Raw genomic sequence first — 24,757 nt, 5'->3', positions numbered from 1 at the left:
GGCCCTGCTCCGTCGTGCAGGCGGAGCAGAGCCGGTTCCAGCCCTCTCGGGCTCAGACCCCCGCTCCCCCACCGCTCCACCCGGCGCGATCTCCGCGATCCGTGCCAGGTCCTCGTCGGTCAGGGTGATGCCGGCCGCCGCGACGTTCTGCGCCACACGCTCGGGGTTGCGCGACCCCGGGATCGGCACGACATAGTCCTTCCGCGCCAGCAGCCAGGCCAGGGCCAGCTGCGACAGCGTGACGCCCTTGCTCGCGGCGAGCTCCCGGAGCCGGCTCGCGATCTCGATGTTGGCGTCGAAGTTCTCGGGCGCCCACCAGCCGATCATCTGGCGCACGTCGTCGGCGTCGTACTGGTCGCGTGGCTGGACCGCGCCGCTCAGGAACCCGCGTGCAAGCGGGGAGTGAGCCTTGAGATCACGTGGACAGGCAAGCTGGTGTACCAACACTCGGTTCCCCTTCCGTGCCGACGCTTGGTGAGTGTGCCGCTACCACGACTTGTCGGCACGCGCCGGTGGAACACCGTGCCGCGAGTCGATCCTGCTGACAGATGATTCAGGCTGCCGGAGCGCACTTTTCATGGTCCGGGTGGCGCCCGATGGGTACTCTCATCAGCGTCGTTGTCGTTGCTGCTCAGGGGTGGGGTACGCATGAGGCCGTCTGATTGGTCGCCGGTGGGGTTGGATGCTGATCCGACTCCTGGGGATCCGGTGCTGGTGCTCTCGGGTGGGCAGGAGTACTTGGAGGTCGCGTCGTCGATCGATAACGCTGCGAGTGCGATGTCCCGGTTGGATGTTGAGGGCACTGTGTCGCAGGCGGTGGATGCGTTGATGGAGCGCAAGGAAGACACCATCGGCGAGATCCGCAAGGCCCACGGCCGGTACATCGCCGCGGGTGAGGCCCTGGTCGGGTACGCCTCCTCCTTGGAGCGTGTCCAGTCGGAGACGCTGACCGCGCTGGACCAGGCCCGCGATGCGCAGGACCAGGTCCAGGCGGCATCCGGGTCCAAGGACCGGTGGCAGGACCTTGCCGACAGCGCGAAGGACGAGACGGAGAAGGCGGAGTACGAGCAGAAGGCCCGTCAGGCCGATGGTGAGGCCGACCAGGCCGCCGGTGTGATCAGCTCGGCGAAGTCGACCATCGACTCCGCGGTCTCGGACCGGAACCGCGCGGCAGAGCATGCGATCGACCGCATCGAAGAGATCACTTCCTCCGACGACCTGAACGATGGGTGGTGGGACAACTGGGGGTCCAAGCTCGTCGCCGCGATCGCGGACATCGCGGACATGATCTCCACCATCGCGGGGATCCTCGCGATCATCGTCGCGTTCATCCCCGTCGTCGGCACCGCCCTGGCTGGGGTACTGATCGTCATCGCGGCGGTGGCAGCGATAGTCAGTGCGGTCGCGAACATCACGCTCGCCGCGACCGGTGAACGGTCCTGGGCCGAAGCCGGGCTCGCGATCGCCGGTGCCGCGCTCTCGCTCATCGGTCTGGGTGCCGCGGCGAAGGCTGCGACCGGGATCGCGAAGGGGATCAGCAAGACCGCAGTCAAGCAGGGCCTGCAGTCGGGCAAGAACTGCCGGCTCGGGTTCAGCACCTGCTTCGTGGCCGGCACCCTGGTCAGCACCGCGGGCGGCACCAAGCCGATCGAGGACATCGCCGTCGGGGACAAGGTCTGGACCCGCAACCTCGTCACCGGGCTGGACGAGTTGCAGCTGGTCGCCGAGACCTTCGTGCACCAGACCGTCGCTCTATATCACCTGACCATCAACGGGTCCGTGGTCTCCACGACGGCGGAGCACCCGTTCATGGTCCAGGACATGGGCTGGCAGATGGCCGGCAACCTACGCCCCGGCGACGTCCTGATCACCCCGGACGGCACCACGATCCTGGAAGCCGTCGAGGTCGAGGAACGCGACCTCACCGACATCGTCACGGTCTACAACTTCCACGTCGAGAACAACCTCAACTACTACGTCCACGCCAGCAACACCCCCGTCCTCGTCCACAACAACCACGCACCCAAGAAGCCGCCCAAGCAGATCGACAACCGGACGTTCACATCGAGGGATGAGGCCTATCAGGCGGCTCGCGAGCGAGCAGGTATACCGCAAGACGCTGTGCCGGACGAGGTGTGGGACGTCGGAGACGACGTCATGCGGAGGGGACAGAAGGGGTACAAGTACGCAGAGAAGGACCCCGGAGGACACGGTAGGTACGAACAGTTCGAGACCGAGGACGGTTCGCGCGTCATCGCCAACCACACGAACGACCCTGCCCGCGGACCGCACTTCCACGCCGGCCAGCCTAAGGGCGATCCCAGCAGGTCGGCTGTCAACTTCGGTTGGGACAATGTCACCGAAGCCGAGCGCTACGGTCAGGTGGGCGGAAAGCACCACTACGACTACCCAGGGGGAAACTGACCGATGTCCAGCACCATCGAGAACATTGACCGGTCGGGGCTCATCCGGTTGGGGCAGTCCGGCACACCGGACGACGTCCAATCAGCATGGAAGGCCTTCTCCTCCGTACACGCCGAGCCCGTGGTGCGGATCTCCGACGCCCTGGAGGAGGCCTCGCTCGTCGCGCTGGAACAGACCTGGACCACGGTGGCCGCATCGCTAGGCGTGGTCTCGGACCGCAGGGAGTTTCTCTTGACGGTCAGTGGCGAAGGGACGTTCGACCTGCCCTGGTTCCATGTCCGCGCCAACAAGCAGTTCTCCATCCGCGACCTGGGGATGGAGTCCGACGAGCCGGACTTCATCGCGTCCAGCCTGGACCGCTCGGTCAGCATCGCCGTCAGCACCGAAGAGTCGGAATTCTGGATCCTGGTCGCACGGAACGACTCGGCAGCATGAGAACGGGAGGGAGTGATCGTCGCGGCCGCACGAATCCACAGCCGCAACGATCACGCCCTCACCCAGCGAGCAGCCCGAGGGCTCAGACGCCCCGCTCCCCCACCGCCCCACCCGGCGCGATCTCCGCGATCCGTGCCAGGTCCCCGTCGGTCAGGGTGATGCCGGCCGCCGCGACGTTCTGCGCCACACGCTCGGGGTTGCGCGACCCCGGGATCGGCACGACATAGTCCTTCCGCGCCAGCAGCCAGGCCAGGGCCAGCTGCGACAGCGTGACGCCCTTGCTCGCGGCGAGCTCCCGAAGCCGGCTCGCGATCTCGACGTTGGCGTCGAAGTTCTCGGGCGCCCACCAGCCGATCATCTGGCGCACGTCGTCGGCGTCGTACTGGTCGCGCGGCTGGACCGCGCCGCTCAGGAACCCGCGTGCCAGCGGGGAGTACGCGACGAGCCCGATGCCGAGCTCCTCGAGCACGGGCAGCAGCACCTCGCTCTCGCGAGCGAAGATCGAGTACTCCTCCTGGACCATCGAGATCGGGTGCACCGCGTGGGCGCGCCGGACCGTGTCCTCGTCCGCGTTGGAGAGGCCGAGGTACTTGACCTTGCCGGCGTCCACGTACTCCTTCATCACGCCCACGACGTCCTCGATCGGGACGTTCGGGTCCGGGACGTGCTGGTACAGGACGTCGATGACGTCGACGCCCAGGTTCCGCAGGCTGTTGTCGACCACCTCACGGATGTGCTCGGGCCGCGAGTCCGACCCGTAGGTCCTGGTGAAACCGAACTTGGTGGCGATCACCACCTCGTCGCGGATCGGCGCGAGCGCGTGGCCGAGCAGCTCCTCCCCCACACCCCAGCCGTACAGCTCGGCGGTGTCGAAGAAGGTCACGCCCCCGTCGTGCGCGCGGCGGATGGCGGCGATCGACTCGGTGTCGTCGGTGGCGCCGTAGAACGCCGCGGTCCCCATCGCGCCGTACCCGAGTGCCGAAACGGTCAGGCCCTGCTGGCCCAGTGTGCGCGTCTCCATGGTGAGACTCCTTAGCTGTGAGGCGATACGTGTCAGCGTACGCCATATCTGTCAGGCCCTGACACATGCGGCACCGGCGGTAGTCTGGGGACCATGCCGAGCACCACGAGCAGCGGGCCGAGCCTGCGCGAGATCAGCCGTGATGCCGTGCGCGCCCGCATCACCGAGGTCGCGCTCGACCTGTTCGCCGAGCGCGGGTTCGACCAGGTCACCGTCGACCAGATCGCCGCCGCCGCGGGCATGTCGGGGCGCACGTTCCACCGCTACTTCCCCGCCAAGGAGGACGTCGTCGTCGGCGAGCCGGAGCGCTGGGGCGAGTTCGTACGCGACGCCTTCGCGGCCCGCCCCGCCGACGAGCCGGTGTGGGATTCGCTCCTGGCCTCGTTCGAGGCCTTCATCGGCCTGCTGGCGCAGGACGGCCGCGTCCAGCGCGGCAAGGTGGGTATGCGGATACTCGTCAGCACCGCGTCGCTGCGCGCCCGCAACCTCGAGAAGCACCAGCTGTGGGGGCGCATGCTCCTCCCCCTCGTCGCGGCCCGGCTGCCCGACGACGGGGACACCGCACTACGCGCCGAGATCATCGTCCAGGCGTCGCTCGCGTGCCTCGACGTCGCGTTCACCACCTGGGCAGACGTCGACGACGACACCACGATCTCCGAGCTGCTCGAACGCAGCTTCGCGATGCTCCGGCCGACGGCCTGAGAGCCGACGGCGGAGCCGTTCGAGCACGTCGGCGCTGGTCAGGACCGGCCGGTCAGGACTCCGGGTCGAACATGATCTCCCGGACCTCCTGCGCACACCGGCACGCGACGGCCATCCTGGCAGCCCAGGCCTTGGCCTCGTCGAGAGAGGGCACCTCGATGATCGAGAACCCGCCGAGCCGTGCGGTGCTCTGCGGGGGCACACCGTCGGTCACCACACCGTCCGTGGCCACCACGCTCACCTCGTGGACGTTCAGCCCGGCGCCGAAGATCCACACCCCGGCGTCCTTGGCCTGCTGGACCACCTCGTGCGAGGCCCGCGAGACTTCGGGCAGGTCCTCCTCCGGGAAGGTCATCGCGCCGTCCTCGAACGAGATCAGGTATCGCCGCATCCCCTGACTCCCCTGTCCTGAAGCACCCTTCGGCCAGGTCCCACCCTACGACGAGCACCTTCGCCGATCAGCCCTCCGCCACGAGCCGGAACCGCACGAAATCGACCGTGTCGTCGTCGACGATCTCGGGGTAGTAGTGGGTCCGCAGGGCGGTGCGCAGCTCGTCGGCGGTACAGCCCTCCAGGGCCGCCTGGGCATCGGTGATGTCGGCGAACCGGACGTGCTCGACGGACTCGACCACCCCGGGCAGAGTCCGGTACCTGTCATCGAACTCGAACAGGAATGTGGCCGGTCCGGGAGCAGCCGGGTCGTTGAAGCGGGTGGTGGCCGTCTTGACGCCGTCGACCACGTTGTCCCAGTGCTGCGGGCTGAACCGCAGCAGGCGCGGCGGGTTCGCGTCAGGGTGCTGGGACGGGTACGGAAGCAGCTCGCGAGCCGGGACCGAGCTCGCACCGTCGCCGTCGGGAACGATGACGCGGCAGTCCGGCTGCTGGTCCAGCAGCACCTGGCGGCATCGTCCGCACGGGGGCATGACACCGCGGCCCTCGTCACCCGCCGCGACGATCAACGCGATCGGGCCGGCCCCTGCGGCCGCCGCCACCCCGAGCGTGACGAGCTCCGCGCACGGGCCGCCCGTGAAGTGGCCGACGTTCACGCCGGTGTAGATGTCACCGTGCACATCCATCACGGCGGACGCGACGGTGTTCAGGTACGAGCCGTCGGCCGGAAGGCGGGAGGCGGTGTCGAGCGCCGCGTCGAGAAGGCGCTGCTCGGCGGCAATCAGCATGCGTCGATCCTGGCACGTGCGGCCACCTCGCACCGAGGCCTTTTCAGAACCTCAGGGCTCGTCGGGCACCCGCTCGCCGTCCGACCGCCCCTGCGCATGATCAGCTCGTAAGGCAGTGTGGGCCTCAATGCGCACCGCCACCGACGACGGAAGCGGGTACGGCGTCTCGTGGGGCAGCGTCGGCGAACCTCCGTCGACCAGCTCCGAGCGCCACGCTCGGACCCGCTCCGTGATGTCCTCCAGGCCGATCACCCATTCGTCCACGTAGGCATCCACGGCCGCTCCACCTATTCCGACCTGCAGCGACCGGTGCTCCAGTGCAGCGCCGGAGGGTGTGCGTTCGGGATCCCATTGGACTCGTACGGGACTGGCCGCTTTCTGGGCGGCCCAAGCCGCGGCGTCGTCGTGCAGCCTCCGGTCGAAGTGGCTCAGGGCAGCGATGCCGAGCGGGTAGGCCTGGTACACGGTGATCGCCTCGGTGTCGTAGACAGCACGAACCTGACGCTTCGGGATGTTCATCGGCTCTGACCGTACGCACCGGGCTCGCGTCGGCCAAGCGAATTGAGACCACTAGCGTCGGACGATGGACCTCCTTCCCTTCGACCAGTACGTCGCCTCACTCCCCCTCAAGCGCATGTCCGCAGGCGTCCTCCTGTACGACGACGCAGGCCGCGTCGTGCTCGTCGAGCCCTCGTACAAACCGACGTGGGACATCCCGGGCGGTGTGGTCGACGCCGGTGAGTCCCCCTGGCACGCCGCCGCACGCGAGCTCTCCGAGGAGCTCGGGATCGTGCGTCGGCACATGCGGCTGCTCGTCGTCGACCACGTGCCCGGGAGCGGACGAGCGACCGGCTCGCCCGCCGTCTCGCCGTCGCCCTCGCCGCCACGCGGAACGACGCCGGACCGGTCCTGTGCGACAACGGCGCCCCGTACACCGCCTGACCGAAAAGTGCCCTTGACAGACATATATCACCCGACGAGACTCTTTTGTATGCCGCGCGTCAAAAGTCTCTCGCGGTGACTACCGACAACGACGTCAGGAGCACGATGCGGAACGCACTCCCCCGCTCACGACACCGCCGACAGCTGCACGCCGCCGCGCTCGCCGCGGCCATGGCCCTCGGAACCCTCGCGGCAGCTCCGGCCGCGACGGCAGCATCACCGGACCAGGGAGCGGCGGGCTGCGGCTCCGGCCGCGGCATCCCCGACTCGCAGATCTCCATCCAGCTCTTCACGCACGTCAGCGAGCTCGGGTTCGAGCAGCCCACCACCGAGCAGCTGGACCGGGTGTTCGGTGAGGTGGCCAAGGCCGGGTTCCGCAACGTCGAGCTGTACAACCAGCCGTACGACATGCCGGTCGAGGACCTCGAGGCGCTGCTCGACGAGCACGGGCTGCACGCGGCGTCGAGCCACGGCAGCACGGACTGGGACACCTGGCCGGAGACGGTCGCGTACGCGGCGGAGCTCGGCCAGCGCTACATCGGAGCCGGCGGCATCCCGGGAAGCACGGCCACGTACGAGGACACGGTCGAGACGGCGGCCTACCTCGACCAGCTCGGCGAGTACGCCCACCACCATGGCGTAAAGAAGGTGCTGCTGCACAACCACTCCGACGTCTTCGAGAAGACGTTCACGCACCCCGGGACAGGCGAGACCGTCACCGCCTGGGAGGTCCTGGTGGAGAACACCGACCGGCGGTACGTCACGTTCGAGCTGGACCTCGGCTGGGCCGCCGACGCCGGGATGGACGTCGCCGGCCTCGTCGAGGAGCACGGCGACCGCATGGAGCTCCTGCACGTGAAGGACGCCGTGAACATCGGCGCCCCGGAGGGACTCACCCAGGTCGGGCTCGGCGACGGCGAGATGGACTTCGCACCGATCTTCCGGGCCGCCAAGGGCGACGTGAAGTACTACACGTACGAGTGGGACTTCGCGCCGTCGTTCGAGTCGTCGGCGAAGTCGTACAAATTCCTGGACTGCTTCACCTTCTGACCCAGCACGCGTCTGACCGGTGCCGGCAGTCGGCCAACCAGGCCGCGCTGCCGGCACCGAGATGTCTGCCCCGATCTGCGCCGCTATCGTCGACCGATGACGGTGCTCCACTCCCGCTCCTCCGGCGAGCCCTACCTGGTCGAGCGCAACGCCGGCTATTTCGAGTACCAGCTGCCGGTCTCGCTCAAGGCAGTCATCAGCTGGAACGGCCGACTACCGCTCCTCCGCAACGAGCGCGACGAGTGGGAGCTCCCGGGCGGCAAGCTCGACCCGGGCGAGGAGCCCGCCGTGGGCCTCGCTCGGGAGATCCGGGAGGAGCTCGCCTGGGACGCCACCGTCGGCGAGCCCTTCCACACGTGGGTGTACCGGGTGTTTCCGCACCGCCACGTCCTCGTCGTGACGTTCCTCGCGACGTACGACGGCGACGTGGTGCCCGTCTACAGCCACGAGCACAAGGAGCTGGTGCTCGTCACGCCCGACGAGGCCGGCGCGCTGGACATGCCAGAGGGGTACAAGGCGGCGATCCGGCTGGCCGTGGAGCGAGGGCACTTCCGGCAGGACTGAATGCCGGCCCTCGCAGCAGGGAGCTCCAGGCCGTGTTCGTTCCGCTCTGTCACATACTCAGCCCTTCCACCACTGCACCGTCGGATCAACCCTGCCGGCGACTGTCGCGAACGCCTGGTCGTCCATCTCAAGGTAGCCGCTGGCGTCCACGAAGAAGACTCCACCTTCGAAACACGTAGCGATCGCCGCGAGGAAGGTGGTGATCGAACTGAATTCCACCGGGTGTTCGGTCTCATCAATGCGGAAGTGGCGAACCGGGCCGTCTCCCGCTGAGGCACTGTCGAGAACATAGAAGTCGCCGCCGCCGTTGGCGAAGAGAGGCAGCCAGCCACGCTGCCACCGGGGATCTTCCACGAAGGCGCGGTAGTTCGCCAGGGCGTCATCAAGAGTGAGCAGATAGAAACCCGGGAACATGTGGATGTCGTCCAAGATTGCATCACTCGTGTCGGTTCCGTCGTGCCACCCGAAGAGCTTTTCCAGCGACTCCGAGGAACTGAGCCCGACCGCGTCGAGGTTGCGCCGAATATCGTCCGTCGAGCGTCCGGCCCGAAGACGACCCAACAGTTTTTCCCGCCCTAGCTCCGCGAGCGCGTTCTCGACACGGTTCAAGGAGTCAGTCATCTCAAAGGTCATGGCACGAACTCCACATCGAACTGGTCGCCTGGTTGAATATTGTGCTTTTGATAGAAGGCGCTCAAGACTCCGCCCTGGTAGTTCTGTTCTGCGCGTGGCACTGCCATCACGTGGGAGCCCGCACCCCCCTCAGCCGAACTCGCGAACGGATACTCATCGAGCGATTGACCGGCCGGTGCTGGCGGTTGCCCCCGCAGTGCCGCTCGACGATTGGCGTCTCGTGCCGCGGCACTGACCTTAGTCAATCGAGTGGGTTCACCGGCTGCAACCGCGTTGTCGAAGTTCTTGCCGAGCCCGGGCCCCTTGGTACGACTGAACGTCACCTTCGGAACGTGGCCGGCGTTGTGCACCAGGACCAGCAGGTCGCCCGCGTGGACGTAGTAGTTGTGGTGGGTCTCGACGTGGAAGTTGTAGACCGTCTCCGCATCGGCCTCGGTGCGCTGCTCGGTCTCGATGGCCTCGACCGGGACCGTGGTGCCGTCCGGGGTGACCAGCAGGTCACCGACCTTGAGGAACGCGGCGTCCAACCAGCCCCGGCCCTGGACCATGAAGGGGTGCTCGGCCGTGGTGGAGATGACGGTGCCGTTGACCGTGAGGTGGAACAGCTCGGTGGTGTGCCGCACGAACGTCTCGACCACCAGCTGGAGCTCATCAGCGCCTGTGGCCAGGTTGTGGGCCCAGACCTTGTCGCCAACGGCGATCTCTTCGATCGGCCGCGGACCGTCCGGTGTGTGGATCAGGGTCCCGGCCACGAAGCACTTACCGAACCCGAACTTGCACGACTTACCGGACTTCAGGCCCTGCTTGACCGCGCCCTTGCTGATCCCCTTGGCCACCCCGGTCGTGGCCTTCGCCGCAGCACCCAGACCAATCAGCGACAGTGCCGCACCCGCGATCGCGAGGCCGGCCTCGGCCCACGACCGCTCACCCGTGGCCGCGAGCGTGATGTTCGCGACCGCGCTCACTATGGCGGCGACCGCCGCGATGACCAGGAGCACCCCGGCCAGGGCGGTGCCCACGACGGGGATGAACGCGACGATGATCGCGAGGATCCCGGCGATGGTGGAGATCATGTCGGCGATGTCCGCGATCGCGGCGACGAGCTTGGACCCCCAGTTGTCCCACCACCCATCATTGAGATCATCCGAGGACGTGATCTCCTCGATCCGGTCGATCGCATGCTCGGCCGCCCGGTTCCGGTCGGAGACCGCGGACTCGATCGTCGACTTCGCGGACGAGATCACACCCGCGGCCTGGTCGGCCTCACCACCGGCCTGGTCGGCCTTCTGCTCGTACTCGCGCTTCTCCGTCTCGTCCTTCGCCGAGTCGGCCAGGTCCTGCCACCGGTCCTTGGACCCCGACGCGGCCTGGACCTGGTCCTGCGCATCGCGGGCCTGGTCCAGCGCGGTCAGCGTCTCCGACTGGACACGTTCCAGGGAGGATGCGTACCCGACCAGGGCCTCACCGGCGGCGACGTACCGGCCGTGGGCCTTACGGATCTGACCGACGGTGTCTTCCTTGGTCGCCATCAACGCGTCCACGGCCTGCGACACGGTGCCGTCCACATCCAACCGGGACATCGAGGAGGCGGCGTTGTCGATCGAGGACGCGACCTCCAGATACTCCTGCCCACCCGAGAGCACCAGCACCGGATCACCCGGAGTCGGATCAGCATCCAACCCCACCGGCGACCAATCAGACGGCCTCATACACACCTCTCCTACCCGACATCAACGGCATTCCCGAAGAGTCAGGTTAAGGGAAAACGCACAGGTCAGGCAGCACAATTGGCACGGACCTGGAGACATCCGTCCGATCCCGAACGGCCCTGGGTCGGCACCTCCGACGTCGGATACCTTGAGCCCCGTGCCCGACCTCATGATCGCCCCGCGCCACGCCGCCCACCTCGACCGGGTGGTAGAGGCGCTGCGGCTGGTCCATGAGCGCGACGGCTACCCGATGGTCTGGCCGGAGGATCCGACCGCCTGGCTGACACCTCCCGGCACGATCGACGGGTGGGTGGCCCTGGCCGACGGCGAGATCGTCGGCCACGTCATGCTCATCGACGGCGGCAAGGTCGAGTTCGCCGCGGAGCTCGCGGAGGCCGCCGGCGTCCCCGTGACGGGGCTCGCGGGCGTGAGCCGGCTGTTCGTCACGCCCGCGGCACGCGGCACGCGGGTGGCCGCCGCCCTCCTGGAGCGGGCCGAGGACATGCCGGCCCGGCGTGGTCGGCGCCTCGTGCTCGACGTCGTGGACGACGGTGGCCCTGCGATCCGCCTGTACGAACGGCTCGGCTGGGTGCGCGTGACGGCGGGCCCGGCGAGCTGGACCGACCCGGCCGGCGTCCGCCCGCGGGCTGCGGCCTACCTCTGCCCCCGCTGACCCGTTGAGTGCTGGGTATTTGTGCCTCCGGCGCGGTCTGAGGCGCAAATACCCAGCACTCAACGGGGGATCAGACGGTGCGCGCGCCCAGCCACGGCGCCAGGTGGTCCTCGCGCCACAGCCATTCGACGCCGGCGGCCACCTCCTCGGGCGTGCACAGCGCCGCGTGGAACGCCTCACGCAGCCGCTGCTGATCGTCGGCCACACCGACCACCACGATCCGCGTGTGCGGTGCGGTCCCGGTGCACACCTCCGACCACGGCCCCAGATCCGCGAAGGCCAGCTGCCCGCCCGCGCCGTCCCACAGGCAGGCGAGCCCGGGCCGGTCGGCAACATGGAACACGCCACGGGCGCGCAGGCCACCCGCGCTCAGCTCCTCGATCTGGTCCATCAGCCGCTCGGGGTGGAACGGTAGCGACGAGCGCAGCTCGAGCGTCCAGCTCTGATCACCGGGCACGCCGCCCGGGCCGGTCACCACCACCGCACCCAGGGGGTGCGCCCGGCGCTCGGCGCGGGCCGGGGAGTGCCGGGCGGCGGCGAGGTCCGCCGCCGACAGCGCGTGCAGCCCGTCGACGCGCCGCGTCCCCGCGCCGCGCAGGCGGTCGAGCAGCCCCGACGACGTCGGCGACGGCAACGACGAGCTCGTCACGACGAGGTCCGCCTGCTCGATCTGCGCGGCGAGCGCTTCCCCGACCGAGCGTTCGTCGTCGGCGGTGAGCTCGAGGCCGCGTTCGACGAGGGTGTCCTCGCCGAAGAGGTCCTGCTGGAGCGTGTCGATGTCGACGACGGCGAAGGAGGTGGCGATCCGGGTGTGGTCGAGGGCGCCGCCGGGTCGGGTCTCGTTCGCGAGGGCGCGGGCCGCGGGGAGGGGTTCGGCGCTGACGGGCAGGGCGAGCAGGACGTGGGCCCAGCGGCCGTCACGGGCGAGGCGGGCGATGGTCGGGACGGCGTCCTCGCGGACGGCGCACGAGAGGCAGGCGTGCTCGAGCGGCACGATCACGTCCTCGAGGACGCCTGTGGCGTCCAGGACGACGCGCCGGAGGTGGTCGGTGTGGATGTCGTGCCGCACCGCGACGACGGCGGGTGCGTCCATGAGGAGGCCGAACAGCGCGGAGTCGCGCAGCACCTGATCGGTGGTGGCCAGGACGCTCACCGGGATGTTTCCGCGGTTCTTGCCGGTTCCGTACATGCTGCCTCCTCGCCCGGCCCAGCCGGGAATTATTGATAACCGTTCTCAGTTCTGGTTCACTGTAGCGCGTTATGAGAACCGTTCTCACATGCAGCGGCCGCGCCGCCGCCGCAACAGCAGGAGGTCATGTGTCAGCCAGATGTCAGGTGCTGGGCACCGTGCCGGGATTCGGCCACGCGGTCTCGCACTCCCACGTGCGTACCAAGCGCCGGTTCAACCCGAACATCCAGAAGAAGCGCTACTGGGTTCCGTCGCTCGGCCGCAACGTCACGCTGCGCGTGAGTGCCAAGGGCATCAAGACCATCGATCGCAAGGGCATCGACGTGGTCGTGGCCCAGATCCTCGCCCGAGGGGAGAAGGTCTGATGGCCAAGAAGTCCAAGATCGCCGCCGACGCCCGACGCCGCGAGGTGGTCGCCCGGTACGCCGAGCGACGTACCGAGCTGCGCGGCATCATCCGGAACCTGGAGCTGGACCCCGTGGTGCGGGCCGCCGCCGTCAGCGAGCTGGCCAAGCAGCCGCGCGACGCCAGCCCGACCAGGCTGCGCAACCGCGACGTCGTGGACGGCCGGCCCCGCGCGTACTCGCGCAAGTTCGGCCTGTCCCGCATCCGGCTGCGCGACATGGCGCACCGGGGCGAGCTGCCCGGGGTGACGAAGTCCAGCTGGTGACCGCCGGCTTGCGAGCCGGCCCGGCGTCAGGTTCACATCGAAGGAGTGACACATGAAGGTTCGCGCGTCCCTGCGTTCCCTGAAGAACAAGCCCGGCGCGAAGGTCGTACGCCGGCACGGCAAGACGTTCGTGATCAACAAGCTCAACCCGCGCTGGAAGGCGCGCCAGGGCTGAGCGAGAGGAGCCAGTCATGAAGAACATCCACCCCACCTACGGCCCCGTGGTGTTCCGGGACGCGAGCGCAGGATTCACGTTCCTCACGCGCTCCACGCTCGCCGCCGACACGGACTCCGGCCCCGGCCGCCCGACGGCCACCATCGAGTGGACCGACGGCAACACCTACCCGGTGGTCGACGTCGAGATCAGCAGCGCGAGCCACCCGTTCTGGACCGGCTCGGCCCGCGTGGTCGACACCGCCGGACGCGTCGAGAAGTTCCGGCAGCGCTACGCCAAGCACGGCAACACCACCAGCAACAGCAGCACCGACGACAGCAAGGGCGGTCACTGATGGCCTCGCGCGTTGACCTCCGACCAGTCATCAAGCTGCGCTCGACGGCGGGCACCGGCTTCACCTACGTGACCCGCAAGAACCGGCGCAACGACCCCGACCGGCTCATCCTGCGCAAGTTCGACCCCGTGGTCCGCAAGCACGTGGACTTCCGCGAGGAGCGCTGACGCCGAGCCCGGCGGGCGACTAGAGAAAGGAGGCCGCCATGGCGGTCCCCAAGAGAAAGATGTCCCGGTCGAACACGCGAGCCCGGCGCTCGCAGTGGAAGGCCCAGGTGCCCGAGCTGGTGCCGGCGACCACCGTGGACGGGCGCCAGGTCATGGTCCCGGCCCGGCTGGTTCCCGCCGTCCGGCGCGGCCTGGTCGTCCCGGACTGACACCACCCGCACGACGCCCCGGCGCTCCGCGCCGGGGCGTTTGCTGTGGGTGCAACAAAGCAGGTGGTCAGGGGGTGGGAACTCTCACGGCTATCCGGATATCGAGGGCGGCCACGATCTCGTCGGCCCAGGCCTTCGCCTCGTGGCCCCGCGGATCCGCGACGAGGACATGCCCGATCCGCTCGTTGTTGTCCCCCGGCCGCACCTCGCGGCCCGCCGACGGCGTCTCGTGGCTGAGCACGCGGTCGTCGTCGGCGAGGTGCTCCGCGCCCCGCACCTCACGCACCACACCGTCCGACGGCGGCAGCAGGAACGTGACCGCCGCGCTCGCCGCAGCCACGGGACCGGGCACCGCCTCACGACCGAGCGCCAGGTCCACCAGCACCTGCAGCGGGTTGTAGCCGGTCACCAGGCGCACCAGCTCGAAGATGTAGCCGCCACCCTGGCGCGGGTTCAGCTCGATCAGCCGCGGGCCGGCGGCGGTGACCCGCACCTCCGTGTGACTGATCCCGTGCGTGAGCCCGACGGCGTCCAGCACCGCCACGACGTGCCGCTCGATCGCCTCGCGCTCCTCCGGAGCGAGCGGGGCCGGGAACAGGTGTCCCGACTCGACGAACCCGGAACCCGCCTCGGCACCCGGCTCCGCCACCGACTTCGCGGTGATGCCCAGCACCCGCGTGACACCGTCCCGGGTCACCGACTCCACGCTGTACTCGGGCCCCTCCACCACGCGCTCGAGCAGCGCGAGCCGCTCCAGCGGCTGGTCGCGGGTGTTGCGCTCCGGGGTGGTCGCCTCGGCGAAGGCGACGGCGAGGCCCTCCTCGTCGGTCACCTTGCGCACCCCGGTGCCGGAGTTCATGTCGACGGGCTTGACCACCAGCGGGTAGCCGAGGTCGGCAGCGGCCTTGTGCGCCTGCGCCCACGTGGCGGCTACCGCGAACGGCACGTCCAGCACTCCCCCGGCCGCCAGCACCTGGCGCACCCGATGCTTGCGCGTCGCGGTGCGCAGCACCTCGGCCGGCGCGCCGGGCAGGCCCAGCTCCTCGGCGACCAGCGCGACGGCCGGCAAGTAGTAGTCGCACGTCGTCAGCACACCGTCGATCTGGCGCCGGGCCGCCAGCTCGCGTGCAGTCGCCACGAGGGCGTCGTCGTCATTCGTCTCCGCGACGACCACCTCGGCGGCGAGCGCCAGGACCGGGTGGAGCGCGCCGCCGGGCAGGCGGTACAGGTCAGGGTCGCGGGTGACGAGGACGTACCGGTGGCCGCCGTCGTGCAGGAGAGGCGGAAGCATGAGGCCGCTGGACTGCAGCCAGCTCTCGATCATCAGCAGGTCGGCCACGTCAGCACGCTCCGTCGATACGGGCGCGAACGAGAGTCGTTCTCAACATGGCGCACAGCCTGCCACGGATCCTTGAGGGCTTCTCACCCACGCCGAGATCTGTGGACAGAACACGGCCCCGACGCACGGTCGACCGGCAGCTGGAGAAAGAGGACAGGAGTTGTCCGGTTCTCTGTCTACGGTCGGTAGCACGGATGGACACCGCTTCGAGAGGACGCAGAGATGCCCCAACTGACAAACGCCACACCTACCGGCTACACGACCGTCGCCCCGTGGGTGGTCACCGACGACACCGGGGCGTTCCTCGACTTCGTCGCCGAGGTGTTCGAGGGTGAGGAGCTGGCACGGGTGGTGGTCGAGGACGGCACCGTCGGACATGGCGAGATCCGAGTCGGCGACACCGTCGTGCTGGCGTTCGACCGCCGCCCGGACTGGCCGGCCATGCCGAGCCTGCTGCGCGTCTTCGTACCGGACGCCGACGCGGCACTCGCCCGCGCCGTCGCCGCGGACGCCACGGTGGTGACGCCGATCAGCGACAGCGCCTTCGGCCAGCGTGGATGCCGCGTCCGCGACCCGTTCGGGAACATCTGGTGGGTGACCAGCCACGTCGAGGGCGTGCTGGAGGACGTGATGTGGCAGCGGATGCAGGAGCCCGCGTACGTCGAGGCGATGCGCGTCGCGCAGGAGACGCTCGACACGGAGCTGAGCGGCCGTCAGGAGGGGTGGAGCAGCGCGCCGGTCCGGCCGCCCGTGGCGTAGCACCACAGGCGCAACGCTTCATATGTGCATAGTCTTATATGTGTGCTGTAGGGTATGCGCATGGCACTCGACGCCCTGATCCTCGGTCTCCTCGACCTGCGCCCCATGACCGGCTACGACCTCAAGAAGACCTTCGACGGCACCGTCGCTCACTTCTGGTCCGCCGACCAGTCCCAGATCTATCGCACGCTTGCCCGGCTGGAGCAGGACGGTCTGGTCGACGTCCGCGTCGTGGCCCAGGCCGGCAAGCCCGACCGCCGCGAGCACCGGCTCACCGACGACGGCCGCGCCCGGCTCACCGAATGGCTGCGGTCCCCCCTGCCTGACGAGAAGCCCCGCGAGCCGTTCCTCGGCAGGCTCTTCTTCGTCGGGCGGGAGGACGACCCCGAACTGGTCCGGGCGCTCCTCGCGGAGCGCCGGGACGCGGCGCGTCGTCTGCTCGCCACGCTGGAGAGCCTTCCGACCGTGGACAGCGACCTGGCCGCCCGTCTCCGGTCGGCGACACTGCGCAAGGGGATCCTCGAGGTCCAGGCTGAGCTCACGTGGCTCGACGAGCTGGAGGCCGCACTGTGAGCCCTGCGACGAACCGCCCCGCGAGCATCTCTCTTGCCGAGCAGCGCCCCGACGCCGGCGAGTCGGTCCTGTTCCTGCACGGCGGCAACGTCGCCGGCTGGTCGTGGACCGAGCAGGCCGGGGCACTCCCCGACCACCACGCCCTCATCCCGGACCTGCCCGGGTTCGGCGCCTCGGCACAGCACCCGTGGACCGACCTCTCGACCACTGTCGACGAGCTGGCAGACCTCGTCCGCGAGCGGGCCCACGGCGGGCGAGCCCACGTGGTCGGGCTGTCGCTCGGCGGCGTCGTGGGCGTGGCCCTCGCGGCGCGCCACCCGGACGTGATCAGGAGCGTCTTCGTGACCGGGGCGATCCTGCGCGGCGTGCGCGGGTTCACCCGCTGGGCCGGGCTCGCACAGATCCGCTTCTTCGGCAGCCCCTGGTACTGGAGGACGACCGCCCGGATGTATCGGCTGCCACCGGACGCGGTCGACCTGTTCGTCACCACCGGGCTCGGGATCGATCGCGACTCGGTCCGTCGGATGGTCCCGCAGCTCTACGACGGTGTGCCGGCCCGCGACCTCGACGGACTCCGCCGGCTGACCGCCCCGATCCTCGCGATCGTCGGCGAGAAGGAGTCCCGGACCTTCCGCGGCGCGCTGGACGAGGTGACCTCCCGCGTACCCCATGCCGTGGCGCGGCTCGCGCCGGGGATGCACCACATCTGGGACGTCGAGGATCCCGACCTGTTCCATGACGTCCTGGCCCACTGGCTGGCGACGGGCGAACCATCCCCCACCCTGCTCCCGGTCGGGCCGCACGAGGAGGGCACGCCCGCAGCGAGGTGAGGACCCCGGCCGTTCGCGGGCTGGTCGGCTGGGTACGGTGTGCCGTCGCGGCGAGCGCCAGGTCTGCTGAATTTCGTTCACCTGAGCCCTGGTCTTGCGGGCTGAGCTGAACAATTCAGCCAGCGTGAATCAGGCGTGGCCGCGCACCGCAGCCGTCGAGGCCCGCACCATCAGCCTCTGCTCCGCCGTCCGGCGCCGGGGGCGCGCGGCCCGCGGCAGCAGCGCGAGCTCGAGCGCCTGCCGCCCCATCTCCTTCATCGGCAGGCGCACCGTCGTCAGGGCGGGCGACAGGTGCCCCGCCACGGTGACGTCGTCGAATCCCGTCACCGACACGTCGCCCGGAACCGCGATGCCCCGCTCCCCCAGCACCGACAGCACCCCGACCGCCATGTCGTCGTTCAGCGCGAGTATCGCCGTTACGCCCGGGTGCTCGTCGAGGAGCCGCCGGGCGGCCTCCTTGCCGCCGTCGAGAGTGAACTCCGCCTCGACCACGGGCAGGTCGCCCAGCGCCAGCCCGAACGCACCAAGAGCCTGCTCGACGCCGGCGAGGCGGTCGGCCATGGTGGCGAGCCGCCGCGACCCGGCCACGATGCCGATGCGCCGATGGCCCAGCTCCAGCAGGTGCTCCGCGATCGCCCGGCCGCCCTGGACGTTGGCCGGCACGACGGCGTCGACCCCCAGGTGCGGGTGCCTGCCGATGACCGCGACCCGTCCGCCGGCCGACTCGAAGCCCTGCACCTCGGCCTTCATCTGCGACTGCACGTCGCGGTCGAGGTGCCCCGACCCCGCGACGACGATGATCCCGACACGGGCGTTGACCAGGGCCCGCAGCTGCGCCACCTCGGTGAACGGGTCCCGGCCCGTGTGGCAGATCTGCACCATGCGCCCGTTCGCGCCAGCGACCTCCAGCACGCCGCTGGCGATCTCGGCGAAGTACGGGTCGCCGATCTCGTGCACCACCAGCCCCACCCCCGGGCTGGCCCCGCTGGCGAGCGAGCGGGCGTGCACGTTCGCGACGTAGCCCAGGTCGGCCGCGACCGCGCGCACCCGCTCGGCCATCGCCTCGGACACCCCCGGCGCACCGGACAGCGCACGCGAGGCCGTGGCGATGGACACGCCGGCGTGCTCGGCGACGTCGACCAGACGTAGCCCGGCGGTGTGCTTCCGCATCAGATCTCCTCGCCCCAGCAATCCACGGGTAGCGCCCCGCCGTCGGTCATGGATGGTGCCTAGACCCTTGTCACCCAGCGTCTCAGTTCCTAGAGTGCCGTAAGCGGTTACGGAAGCGCTTGCCACAAAGGAGTGGACCATGAGAGCAACCCGACGGCTGACGGTAGCGGCTATCGCCGCGACCACGGCTCTGACCCTGTCCGCCTGCTTGGCGAGCCCTGAGGGCAACGACCAGGGCGGCGGGTCCGCCGGCCCGGACGACCCGATAGTCATCGGCGTATCGCTCCCCCTGACCGGCGACTTCGCCGAGCCCGGCAAGGGCGTCCAGCGCGGCTACGAGGCCTGGGCGGCGTATGTCAACGAGAACGGTGGGCTCCTGGGCCGCCAGGTCGAGCTGATCATCGTCGACGACCAGTCGAACGCCGACCGGGTCGCCTCGGACTACGAGCGGCTGATCAACCAGGACGGCGTCGACCTCGTCTTCGGACCGTTCTCGACCCGGCTCGTCGTCCCCGCCGCGCAGGTCGCGCAGGACTACGGCTTCCTCTTCGTCGAGCCCGCCGGCGCCGCCGCCGAGGTGTTCGAGCAGGGGTTCGACAACCTCTTCTACGCGGCGCCGGCCATTGCCGACGACCACTACGACCACCTCGCCGACCACATCCTCGCCCTGCCCGAGGACGAGCGGCCGAAGACGATGGCCGTCGCCTCCATGGACGACCCGTTCGCCCAGGGCACCGCGTACGGCCTGCGCGACACGCTCGCCGACGCAGGGGTCGAGGTGGTGGAGGACGAGGTCTACCCGCCCAACACCACGGACTTCAGCGGGATCGCGGCGAAGATCACGGACTCCGACGCCGACCTGCTGATCGTCGGTTCGCAGTACCAGGACGGCGTCAACCTCGTCGTCGCGCTGCAGCAGCAGGGCTACCAGCCCGACATGGCGGCGATCTCCGGAGCGCCCACGAACGCCGAGTTCCCGGCCGCGATCGGCGACAAGACCGAGGGCATCCTCGCGCCGACGGGCTACACGCCCACCGCGACGTACCCGTCCAACGAGGAGTTCGTCGAGGCCTACACGGCCGAGCACGGCACCCCGCCGGCCGAGGACGAGGCGAACGCCTGGACCACCGGCCAGGTCGTCGCCGCGGCGGTCGAGGCCGTCGGCTGCGCCGACCCGTCGCCCGAGTGCCAGCAGCAGCTCGTCGACTGGCTCCACGAGAACGAGGTCGAGACGGTGGTCGGCACGCTCAGCTGGGACGCCCAGGGCCGCCCGCAGAGCGCCCACCTGATCCAGCAGTACGTCGACGGCGAGATCAAGATCGTGCTGCCGGAGGACGTCAAGGAAGCCGACCTCATCCACCCGAAGCCCGAGTGGTGATCGCATGACCGGTGCCCTGTTCGCGCAGAGCCTGGTGCTGGGCATCCTGCTGGGCGGGCTCTACGCCCTCCTGGCGGCGGGCCTGACGCTGTACTTCGGCGTCATGCGGGTGGTCATGATCGCCCACTCCGCGTTCCTGATCCTCGCGGCCTACCTCGCCTGGTTCTTCCACGAGCGCTCCGGGCTCGACCCGCTCCTCTCGCTGGTCATCACGGTGCCGCTGTTCTTCGTGGTCGGGTACGGGATGCAGCGGTTCCTCGTGTCCCGGCTGCGGCCCATCAGCCTCACCACCATGTCGGTGCTGCTGACGTTCGCGGTGGCCCTGACGATCGAGGGCCTGCTCGGGTTCGTGTGGACCGGGACGCAGCGGCGCGTCCAGCTCGAGTACTCCGGCACCAGCATCGAGGTGTTCGGCGTCAGCATCGCCGTGGTCAAGCTGATCGCGTTCGCGCTCGCCGCGGTCTCGCTCGGGGCGCTGTACGTGATCCTGCGCAAGACCTCCTTCGGCAGGGCGCTGCGCGCCACGACCCAGCACCCGGAGGCCGCGCGGCTCGTCGGCATCGACACCGACCGCGTGGCCGGGCTCGGCTTCGGGCTGGGGCTCGCGACGGCCGCGATCGGCGGTACGGCGCTCTCGCTGGACTACACGATCTACCCGTCGCTGCACTGGCACTGGATCGGGCCGCTGATGGCGATCATCGTCGTCGGCGGGCTGGGCAGCATCCCCGGCGCCGCGATCGCGGCCATGCTGCTCGGCGTCGCCGCGAGCCTGCTGCAGGTACCGCTCGGAACCACCTGGGCGCAGACCGTGTTCTACCTGGCCCTGTTCGTGACCCTCATGATCCGCCCCCAGGGATTCTTCGGAGGTCGCCTTGCCCAACGCTTCTAGCCCCACCCGGGCTCCGCGACCGACGGCGGCCAGGCCGACGACAGCCAGGCCGACGGCGGTCCGGGTGGCCCGGGTCGCCGGCCTGCTTGCCCTCGTGGCGGTGGTGCTCCTCTTCCCGTCCCTCGCCGCCGACCCGTTCATCCTGTCCGTCGGCGTGGTGATCCTGAGCTACGCCGTGCTCGCGACGTCCTGGAACCTGGTGGGCGGGTTCACCGGGTACATCTCGCTGGGCCACGCCGCCTACTCGGGGCTCGGCGGGTACGCCACCGCCCTGCTCATCCTCCGCACCGGCATGGACCCGTGGCTCGCGCTGATCGCCGGCGGACTGATCGTCGCCGCCATCGCGATCCCCGTGGGCATCGCGTCGCTGCGCGTGCGGGGCGCGTCGTTCGTGATCACGTCGATCGCGCTCGTGCTGATCCTGCAGCTCACGTTCCAGAGCTGGCACACGTTCACCGGCGGCTCGAACGGACTGCGGGTGCCGCGGCCGTTCGGCACCGAGGTGCTGCGTCCCGAGCAGCACGAACGGTTCTTCTACCTGCACGCCGTGCTGCTCGCGCTCGCGCTGCTGACCTGGTGGCTCATCGAGCGGTCCCGGCTCGGCGCCGGGCTCAAGGCCATCCGCGAGGACGAGGACAAGGCGCAGGCGCTGGGTGTGCCGACCTTCGCCTACAAGCTCACGGCCCTGGTGATCAGCGCGTTCTTCACCGCGCTCGGCGGCGGCCTGTACGCGCTGTGGTTCGGGTACCTCGACCCGATCTTCCAGTTCTCGATCCTGGTGGGCACCTACATGGTGCTCATGGCGCTGCTCGGCGGGGTGCGCAGCCTCTTCGGCCCGCTGCTCGGCGCCGTCGTCGTCGGCTACGCGGTCGAGGTGTTCAAGTCCCAGTACGGCGACACGCAGCTCCACCTGGTCGCCACCGGCGTCCTGCTCGGCCTGGTCGTCCTGTTCATGCCCGACGGCGTCATCCCGGCCCTGTCCTCGCTCCTGAACCGGCGACGCGGGGCGGCGTCGATCCGTGAGGTCAGCGCCGAGGAGCTGGCGAAGCAACGCGAGGAGGCGGCCCGATGACCACCCCGGCACACTCTCCGACACACTCACTGACCACCGAGGGCCTGACCAAGTCGTTCGGTGGCGTCCGCGCGATCGACGGCGCCTCCGTCGCGTTCCACGAGGGCGAGATCAACGCCCTGATCGGACCCAACGGCTCCGGCAAGACGACGTTCTTCAACTGCGTCACCGGCATGATCCGGCCCGACGCCGGCACCGTCAGCTACCAGGACCGGGACGTGACAGGGCTGCCACCGCACCGGATCGCCCGGTCCGGGATCGGCCGGAGCTTCCAGCTGTGCCGCGTCTTCCCGCGGCTCACCGTGCTGGAGAACGTGCTGGTCGCCGTGCAGCCGCACGGGCTGCTGCAGCGGCTGCGCGGCTCGCGCAACCCCGCCGACGTCGGGCGGGCGCGCGAGCTGCTGGCGCGCGTCGGCATCGACCACCTGGAGCACGCCGAGGCACGCGACATCTCCTACGGCCAGCAGAAGCTGCTCGAGCTCGCCGGGGTGCTCATGGGCGACCCGCACACCATCATGCTCGACGAGCCCGCCGGCGGGGTGAACCCGGCGCTGGTGGACCGGATCGCCGACCTCGTGCGGGAGCTGAACGCCGAGGGCCGCACCTTCATCATCGTGGAGCACAACATGGAGCTCGTCATGGGCCTGAGCGACCACGTCGTCGTGTTCGACAGGGGCCGGCCCATCGCGCAGGGCACACCCGCCGTCGTGCAGGACGACCCCCTGGTCCTGGAGGCATACCTTGGCGTCTGAACCGGAACCCGTGCCGGCGGCCGCGCCGGCGTCGTCCCCCGCGGCCGAGCCCTTGCTCCGCCTGACCGATGTCCAGGCCGGCTACGGCCGGGCCGCGCTCGTGCTGCGCGGCCTGTCGGTGACCGTCGCGCCGTCGAGCGTGGTCTGCCTCGTGGGGCCGAACGGCGCCGGCAAGTCGACGGTGCTGAAGGTCGCGAGCGGCATGCTGAAGCCGCGCTCCGGGCAGGTGGTGGTCGACGGTGTGGACGTCACCGGGCGGACCCCGCAGCAGCTCCTGGCCTCGGGGCTGTCCCACGTGCCGCAGGGACACAGCGTCTTCCCCGAGATGACCGTGGCCGAGAACGTGCTGCTCGGCGCCTACAGCGTGCGTGACAGGTCGCTGGTCGCCGAGCGCACCGAGTTCGTCACCAGCCTGTTCCCGCTGGTCGGCGAGCGCTGGGGCGCGCTGGCCGGTGCGCTGTCGGGCGGCCAGCAGAAGCAGGTCGAGTTCGCCCGGTCGCTCATGGTGCGGCCCAAGGTGGTGCTGCTCGACGAGCCGTCCATGGGGCTCGACCCCAAGGCGACGGCGATCGTGTTCGAGCAGGTGCAGCGCATGCGTGACGCCGGCACGGCGGTGCTCCTCGTGGAGCAGAACGCGCGGCGTGCGCTGGAGGCAGCCGACGTCGGCTGTGTGCTGGACCTGGGCCGCGTGCACATCACCGGCCCGGCCCCGGACCTTCTCGCTGATCCCCGCCTGGCCCAGCTCTACCTGGGCGGCCGCCCCAAGGAGGTGCCCTGATCCACCCCTTCTTCCGTTGAGTGCTGGCTATTTGTTGGATCGGCCCCCGATTTCCCGCAAATAGCCAGCACTCAACGGAGCAAGGGCTGACAGATGGCTGTTCAAAGGAGAACGTCATGTTGCTCAGGAACACGTTCGGGAACACGATCGGCGGTGCGGGGCAGGTCGTGCTCGGCCTCGCTATCCTGGCCGCGCTGCTGGCCGGCCTGCACCTCGCGGCGCCCGCTCCGACAGCGCTGACACCGGCGGGCACGTCGCCGCACCAGAACACCTCCCAGGACAAGCTCGCCGACTACGGCGTCTGCCGGGGCACCGACCCGGCCTGCTACAACGACTGGGACCTGCCGCGGGCCGACGACGGCGTCGTGCGCGTGCTGGTCTTCACCGCGACGGGCAGCTCCCGGCACGCGCACCTCGGTCCGCTGCTGCCCGCGGGCAAGAACCCGCCGCTCACCTCCGCGCACGTGGCGCAGAACGCGGTGGTCCGCTGGGGACAGGAGCACGGCTTCGAGGTGGACTGGACCGAGGACGTGCGCCAGCTCGACGCGCCGTCGCGCCTCGCGCCCTACGACGCCGTCGTCTTCCTCAGCACCTCCCGCACCATGCTCGACGACGCCTCCCAGACGGCGCTGCTGCAGTACGTCCGGTCGGGCGGCGGCTTCGTGGCGGTCCACAACACCCTCGGCGCGATGTACCACTGGCCGTGGTTCCAGGGCCTGCTCGGCGGGGCCCACTTCTACGACCACGGGCCGCACCGCGACGGGCAGGTCGTGACGGTCGACCGGCGTGACGCCTCGACCCGGGACCTGCCGCGGCGGTGGGACTTCCGCGACGAGTGGTACCACCTGGAACCGTTCCCCACGGGCGTGCGGTTCCTCGCCGAGGTGGACACCGCGACGATCGGTGACCACGCCGGCTTCAACGGGCACCCCGGGCACGCGGGCGACCACCCCGTCTCGTGGTGCCAGCACTACGACGGCGGCCGCGCGTGGGTCACCACGCTCGGCCACGACCCGGCCGCCTGGACGGAGGACTCGACGCTCGCCGGCGCCGGGTCGTTCGAGACCCACGTGGTGGGCGGGATCCTCAGCGCGGCCGGGGCGCGGCCGTTCTGCCGGTAGGTCGACCCGCGCAAGCGCACA

31 protein-coding genes and 1 pseudogene are annotated in these 24,757 nt (G+C 69.8%); 22 read left to right on the top strand and 10 right to left on the bottom strand.

The genetic code is table 11. From position 1 onward, the window contains the following. Positions 1 to 99: 99 nt before the first annotated feature. Positions 100 to 447 (bottom strand): annotated as a pseudogene (locus tag LUM46_RS26685) (aldo/keto reductase); the annotation flags it as partial. A 201-nt stretch (positions 448 to 648) separates the two neighbouring features. Between LUM46_RS26685 and LUM46_RS02760 the strand changes: the two are divergent. Together LUM46_RS02760 and LUM46_RS02755 are read left to right on the top strand one after the other, a co-directional pair. After that, the gene (locus tag LUM46_RS02760; RefSeq protein ID WP_338109885.1) at positions 649 to 2,424 is read left to right on the top strand and encodes a polymorphic toxin-type HINT domain-containing protein; all 1,776 of its coding nucleotides are present in this window, start codon (positions 649 to 651) and stop codon (positions 2,422 to 2,424) included. 3 nt (positions 2,425 to 2,427) lie between these two features. Continuing rightward, positions 2,428 to 2,859 carry a hypothetical protein gene (locus tag LUM46_RS02755; protein WP_274992151.1) on the top strand — a complete coding sequence of 144 codons (432 nt, stop codon included), beginning with the start codon at positions 2,428 to 2,430 and terminating at the stop codon, positions 2,857 to 2,859. An 82-nt stretch (positions 2,860 to 2,941) separates the two neighbouring features. Here the strand turns inward: LUM46_RS02755 and LUM46_RS02750 are convergent, their stop codons facing one another. Further along, a complete protein-coding gene (locus LUM46_RS02750; RefSeq protein WP_274992150.1) occupies positions 2,942 to 3,880 on the bottom strand; it encodes an aldo/keto reductase in 939 nt (312 codons plus the stop codon). A 93-nt stretch (positions 3,881 to 3,973) separates the two neighbouring features. On the opposite strand from LUM46_RS02750, the gene LUM46_RS02745 reads away from it, so the two are divergent. Next, positions 3,974 to 4,582 carry a TetR family transcriptional regulator gene (locus LUM46_RS02745; protein WP_274992149.1) on the top strand — a complete coding sequence of 203 codons (609 nt, stop codon included), beginning with the start codon at positions 3,974 to 3,976 and terminating at the stop codon, positions 4,580 to 4,582. Positions 4,583 to 4,634: 52 nt separating this feature from the next. Here the strand turns inward: LUM46_RS02745 and LUM46_RS02740 are convergent, their stop codons facing one another. The 3 genes from LUM46_RS02740 to LUM46_RS02730 all read right to left on the bottom strand — a co-directional run bounded on the left by LUM46_RS02740 (position 4,635) and on the right by LUM46_RS02730 (position 6,279). Beyond that, a complete protein-coding gene (locus LUM46_RS02740; RefSeq protein WP_274992148.1) occupies positions 4,635 to 4,973 on the bottom strand; it encodes a YciI family protein in 339 nt (112 codons plus the stop codon). 67 nt (positions 4,974 to 5,040) lie between these two features. Further along, entirely contained in the window at positions 5,041 to 5,760 is a 720-nt protein-coding gene (locus LUM46_RS02735; RefSeq protein ID WP_274992147.1) for an ASCH domain-containing protein, read from the bottom strand. 51 nt (positions 5,761 to 5,811) lie between these two features. Further along, positions 5,812 to 6,279: a DUF4291 family protein gene (locus LUM46_RS02730; protein WP_274992146.1), complete on the bottom strand. Its 468-nt coding sequence runs from the start codon at positions 6,277 to 6,279 to the stop codon at positions 5,812 to 5,814. 64 nt (positions 6,280 to 6,343) lie between these two features. Here LUM46_RS02730 and LUM46_RS26605 point away from each other — a divergent pair, with 64 nt between their 5' ends. The 3 genes from LUM46_RS26605 (at position 6,344) to LUM46_RS02715 (ending at position 8,316) form a co-directional block, all read left to right on the top strand. After that, the gene (locus tag LUM46_RS26605) at positions 6,344 to 6,781 is read left to right on the top strand and encodes an NUDIX domain-containing protein (RefSeq protein WP_338109884.1); all 438 of its coding nucleotides are present in this window, start codon (positions 6,344 to 6,346) and stop codon (positions 6,779 to 6,781) included. Beyond that, positions 6,778 to 7,752, top strand: a complete 975-nt coding sequence (locus tag LUM46_RS02720) for a sugar phosphate isomerase/epimerase family protein (RefSeq protein ID WP_274992143.1) — start codon at positions 6,778 to 6,780, stop codon at positions 7,750 to 7,752. Before LUM46_RS26605 ends, LUM46_RS02720 begins: the two co-directional genes overlap by 4 nt. Before the next feature lie 96 nt (positions 7,753 to 7,848). Continuing rightward, on the top strand, positions 7,849 to 8,316 hold the full coding sequence (locus LUM46_RS02715) for an NUDIX hydrolase (RefSeq protein ID WP_274992141.1): 468 nt from the start codon (positions 7,849 to 7,851) through the stop codon (positions 8,314 to 8,316). Between the two features lie 57 nt (positions 8,317 to 8,373). On the opposite strand, the gene LUM46_RS02710 is transcribed toward LUM46_RS02715, so the two are convergent. Together LUM46_RS02710 and LUM46_RS02705 are read right to left on the bottom strand one after the other, a co-directional pair. Further along, positions 8,374 to 8,949 (bottom strand): SMI1/KNR4 family protein, encoded by a 576-nt coding sequence (locus tag LUM46_RS02710; RefSeq protein ID WP_274992140.1) that lies wholly within the window; start codon positions 8,947 to 8,949, stop codon positions 8,374 to 8,376. After that, on the bottom strand, positions 8,946 to 10,658 hold the full coding sequence (locus LUM46_RS02705; RefSeq protein ID WP_274992139.1) for a polymorphic toxin-type HINT domain-containing protein: 1,713 nt from the start codon (positions 10,656 to 10,658) through the stop codon (positions 8,946 to 8,948). Before LUM46_RS02705 ends, LUM46_RS02710 begins: the two co-directional genes overlap by 4 nt. 157 nt (positions 10,659 to 10,815) lie before the next feature. Between LUM46_RS02705 and LUM46_RS02700 the strand changes: the two genes are divergently transcribed. Beyond that, positions 10,816 to 11,331 (top strand): GNAT family N-acetyltransferase, encoded by a 516-nt coding sequence (locus LUM46_RS02700; RefSeq protein ID WP_274992137.1) that lies wholly within the window; start codon positions 10,816 to 10,818, stop codon positions 11,329 to 11,331. Between the two features lie 70 nt (positions 11,332 to 11,401). Here the strand turns inward: LUM46_RS02700 and LUM46_RS02695 are convergent, their stop codons facing one another. After that, positions 11,402 to 12,520 (bottom strand): CobW family GTP-binding protein, encoded by a 1,119-nt coding sequence (locus LUM46_RS02695; RefSeq protein ID WP_274992135.1) that lies wholly within the window; start codon positions 12,518 to 12,520, stop codon positions 11,402 to 11,404. A 128-nt stretch (positions 12,521 to 12,648) separates the two neighbouring features. On the opposite strand from LUM46_RS02695, the gene rpmB reads away from it, so the two are divergent. The 6 genes from rpmB to rpmF are packed head-to-tail and all read left to right on the top strand — an operon-like array spanning position 12,649 to position 14,075. Next, a complete protein-coding gene (rpmB, locus tag LUM46_RS02690; protein ID WP_274992134.1) occupies positions 12,649 to 12,885 on the top strand; it encodes a 50S ribosomal protein L28 in 237 nt (78 codons plus the stop codon). Further along, the gene (gene rpsN / locus LUM46_RS02685) at positions 12,885 to 13,190 is read left to right on the top strand and encodes a 30S ribosomal protein S14 (RefSeq protein ID WP_274992133.1); all 306 of its coding nucleotides are present in this window, start codon (positions 12,885 to 12,887) and stop codon (positions 13,188 to 13,190) included. Before rpmB ends, rpsN begins: the two co-directional genes overlap by 1 nt. A 52-nt stretch (positions 13,191 to 13,242) precedes the next feature. Beyond that, positions 13,243 to 13,365, top strand: coding sequence for a type B 50S ribosomal protein L36 (ykgO, locus tag LUM46_RS02680; RefSeq protein WP_189671490.1), 123 nt, complete (start codon positions 13,243 to 13,245; stop codon positions 13,363 to 13,365). 16 nt (positions 13,366 to 13,381) lie between these two features. Continuing rightward, entirely contained in the window at positions 13,382 to 13,699 is a 318-nt protein-coding gene (locus LUM46_RS02675) for a type B 50S ribosomal protein L31 (RefSeq protein ID WP_274992132.1), read from the top strand. Continuing rightward, positions 13,699 to 13,866, top strand: a complete 168-nt coding sequence (rpmG, locus tag LUM46_RS02670; protein WP_274992131.1) for a 50S ribosomal protein L33 — start codon at positions 13,699 to 13,701, stop codon at positions 13,864 to 13,866. Before LUM46_RS02675 ends, rpmG begins: the two co-directional genes overlap by 1 nt. A gap of 38 nt (positions 13,867 to 13,904) precedes the next feature. Continuing rightward, positions 13,905 to 14,075: a 50S ribosomal protein L32 gene (gene rpmF, locus LUM46_RS02665; protein WP_274992130.1), complete on the top strand. Its 171-nt coding sequence runs from the start codon at positions 13,905 to 13,907 to the stop codon at positions 14,073 to 14,075. Between the two features lie 67 nt (positions 14,076 to 14,142). Here rpmF and LUM46_RS02660 read toward each other — a convergent pair whose 3' ends face one another. Next, positions 14,143 to 15,414 carry an ATP-grasp domain-containing protein gene (locus LUM46_RS02660; RefSeq protein ID WP_274992129.1) on the bottom strand — a complete coding sequence of 424 codons (1,272 nt, stop codon included), beginning with the start codon at positions 15,412 to 15,414 and terminating at the stop codon, positions 14,143 to 14,145. Positions 15,415 to 15,636: 222 nt separating this feature from the next. Here LUM46_RS02660 and LUM46_RS02655 point away from each other — a divergent pair, with 222 nt between their 5' ends. Genes LUM46_RS02655 through LUM46_RS02645 form a run of 3 tightly spaced genes read left to right on the top strand, consistent with a single transcriptional unit; the run spans position 15,637 to position 17,576 of the window. Continuing rightward, positions 15,637 to 16,173 carry a VOC family protein gene (locus LUM46_RS02655; RefSeq protein WP_274992128.1) on the top strand — a complete coding sequence of 179 codons (537 nt, stop codon included), beginning with the start codon at positions 15,637 to 15,639 and terminating at the stop codon, positions 16,171 to 16,173. A gap of 60 nt (positions 16,174 to 16,233) precedes the next feature. Further along, positions 16,234 to 16,746, top strand: a complete 513-nt coding sequence (locus tag LUM46_RS02650) for a PadR family transcriptional regulator (RefSeq protein WP_274992127.1) — start codon at positions 16,234 to 16,236, stop codon at positions 16,744 to 16,746. Continuing rightward, on the top strand, positions 16,743 to 17,576 hold the full coding sequence (locus LUM46_RS02645; protein ID WP_274992125.1) for an alpha/beta fold hydrolase: 834 nt from the start codon (positions 16,743 to 16,745) through the stop codon (positions 17,574 to 17,576). Before LUM46_RS02650 ends, LUM46_RS02645 begins: the two co-directional genes overlap by 4 nt. Positions 17,577 to 17,705: 129 nt before the next feature. Here LUM46_RS02645 and LUM46_RS02640 read toward each other — a convergent pair whose 3' ends face one another. Beyond that, on the bottom strand, positions 17,706 to 18,746 hold the full coding sequence (locus tag LUM46_RS02640; protein ID WP_274992123.1) for a LacI family DNA-binding transcriptional regulator: 1,041 nt from the start codon (positions 18,744 to 18,746) through the stop codon (positions 17,706 to 17,708). A 139-nt stretch (positions 18,747 to 18,885) separates the two neighbouring features. On the opposite strand from LUM46_RS02640, the gene LUM46_RS02635 reads away from it, so the two are divergent. The 6 genes from LUM46_RS02635 (at position 18,886) to LUM46_RS02610 (ending at position 24,736) form a co-directional block, all read left to right on the top strand. Beyond that, positions 18,886 to 20,124: an amino acid ABC transporter substrate-binding protein gene (locus tag LUM46_RS02635; protein WP_274992122.1), complete on the top strand. Its 1,239-nt coding sequence runs from the start codon at positions 18,886 to 18,888 to the stop codon at positions 20,122 to 20,124. Positions 20,125 to 20,128: 4 nt separating this feature from the next. Further along, positions 20,129 to 21,013: a branched-chain amino acid ABC transporter permease gene (locus LUM46_RS02630; protein ID WP_274992120.1), complete on the top strand. Its 885-nt coding sequence runs from the start codon at positions 20,129 to 20,131 to the stop codon at positions 21,011 to 21,013. After that, the gene (locus tag LUM46_RS02625) at positions 20,997 to 22,085 is read left to right on the top strand and encodes a branched-chain amino acid ABC transporter permease (protein ID WP_274992119.1); all 1,089 of its coding nucleotides are present in this window, start codon (positions 20,997 to 20,999) and stop codon (positions 22,083 to 22,085) included. The genes LUM46_RS02630 and LUM46_RS02625 overlap by 17 nt, the downstream gene beginning before the upstream one ends. Continuing rightward, complete coding sequence (locus tag LUM46_RS02620; RefSeq protein ID WP_274992118.1) at positions 22,082 to 22,837, top strand: ABC transporter ATP-binding protein; 756 nt, start codon at positions 22,082 to 22,084, stop codon at positions 22,835 to 22,837. The genes LUM46_RS02625 and LUM46_RS02620 overlap by 4 nt, the downstream gene beginning before the upstream one ends. Then, entirely contained in the window at positions 22,827 to 23,615 is a 789-nt protein-coding gene (locus tag LUM46_RS02615) for an ABC transporter ATP-binding protein (RefSeq protein ID WP_274992117.1), read from the top strand. The genes LUM46_RS02620 and LUM46_RS02615 overlap by 11 nt, the downstream gene beginning before the upstream one ends. Before the next feature lie 116 nt (positions 23,616 to 23,731). After that, the gene (locus tag LUM46_RS02610; RefSeq protein ID WP_274992116.1) at positions 23,732 to 24,736 is read left to right on the top strand and encodes a ThuA domain-containing protein; all 1,005 of its coding nucleotides are present in this window, start codon (positions 23,732 to 23,734) and stop codon (positions 24,734 to 24,736) included. Positions 24,737 to 24,757: the final 21 nt, after the last annotated feature.

The organism is Promicromonospora iranensis (assembly GCF_028994805.1).
Classification (GTDB): Bacteria; Actinomycetota; Actinomycetes; order Actinomycetales; family Cellulomonadaceae; genus Promicromonospora; species Promicromonospora iranensis.
Note: the sequence above shows the minus strand (reverse complement) of the source record. Positions and strands in the feature narration are given on the sequence as shown.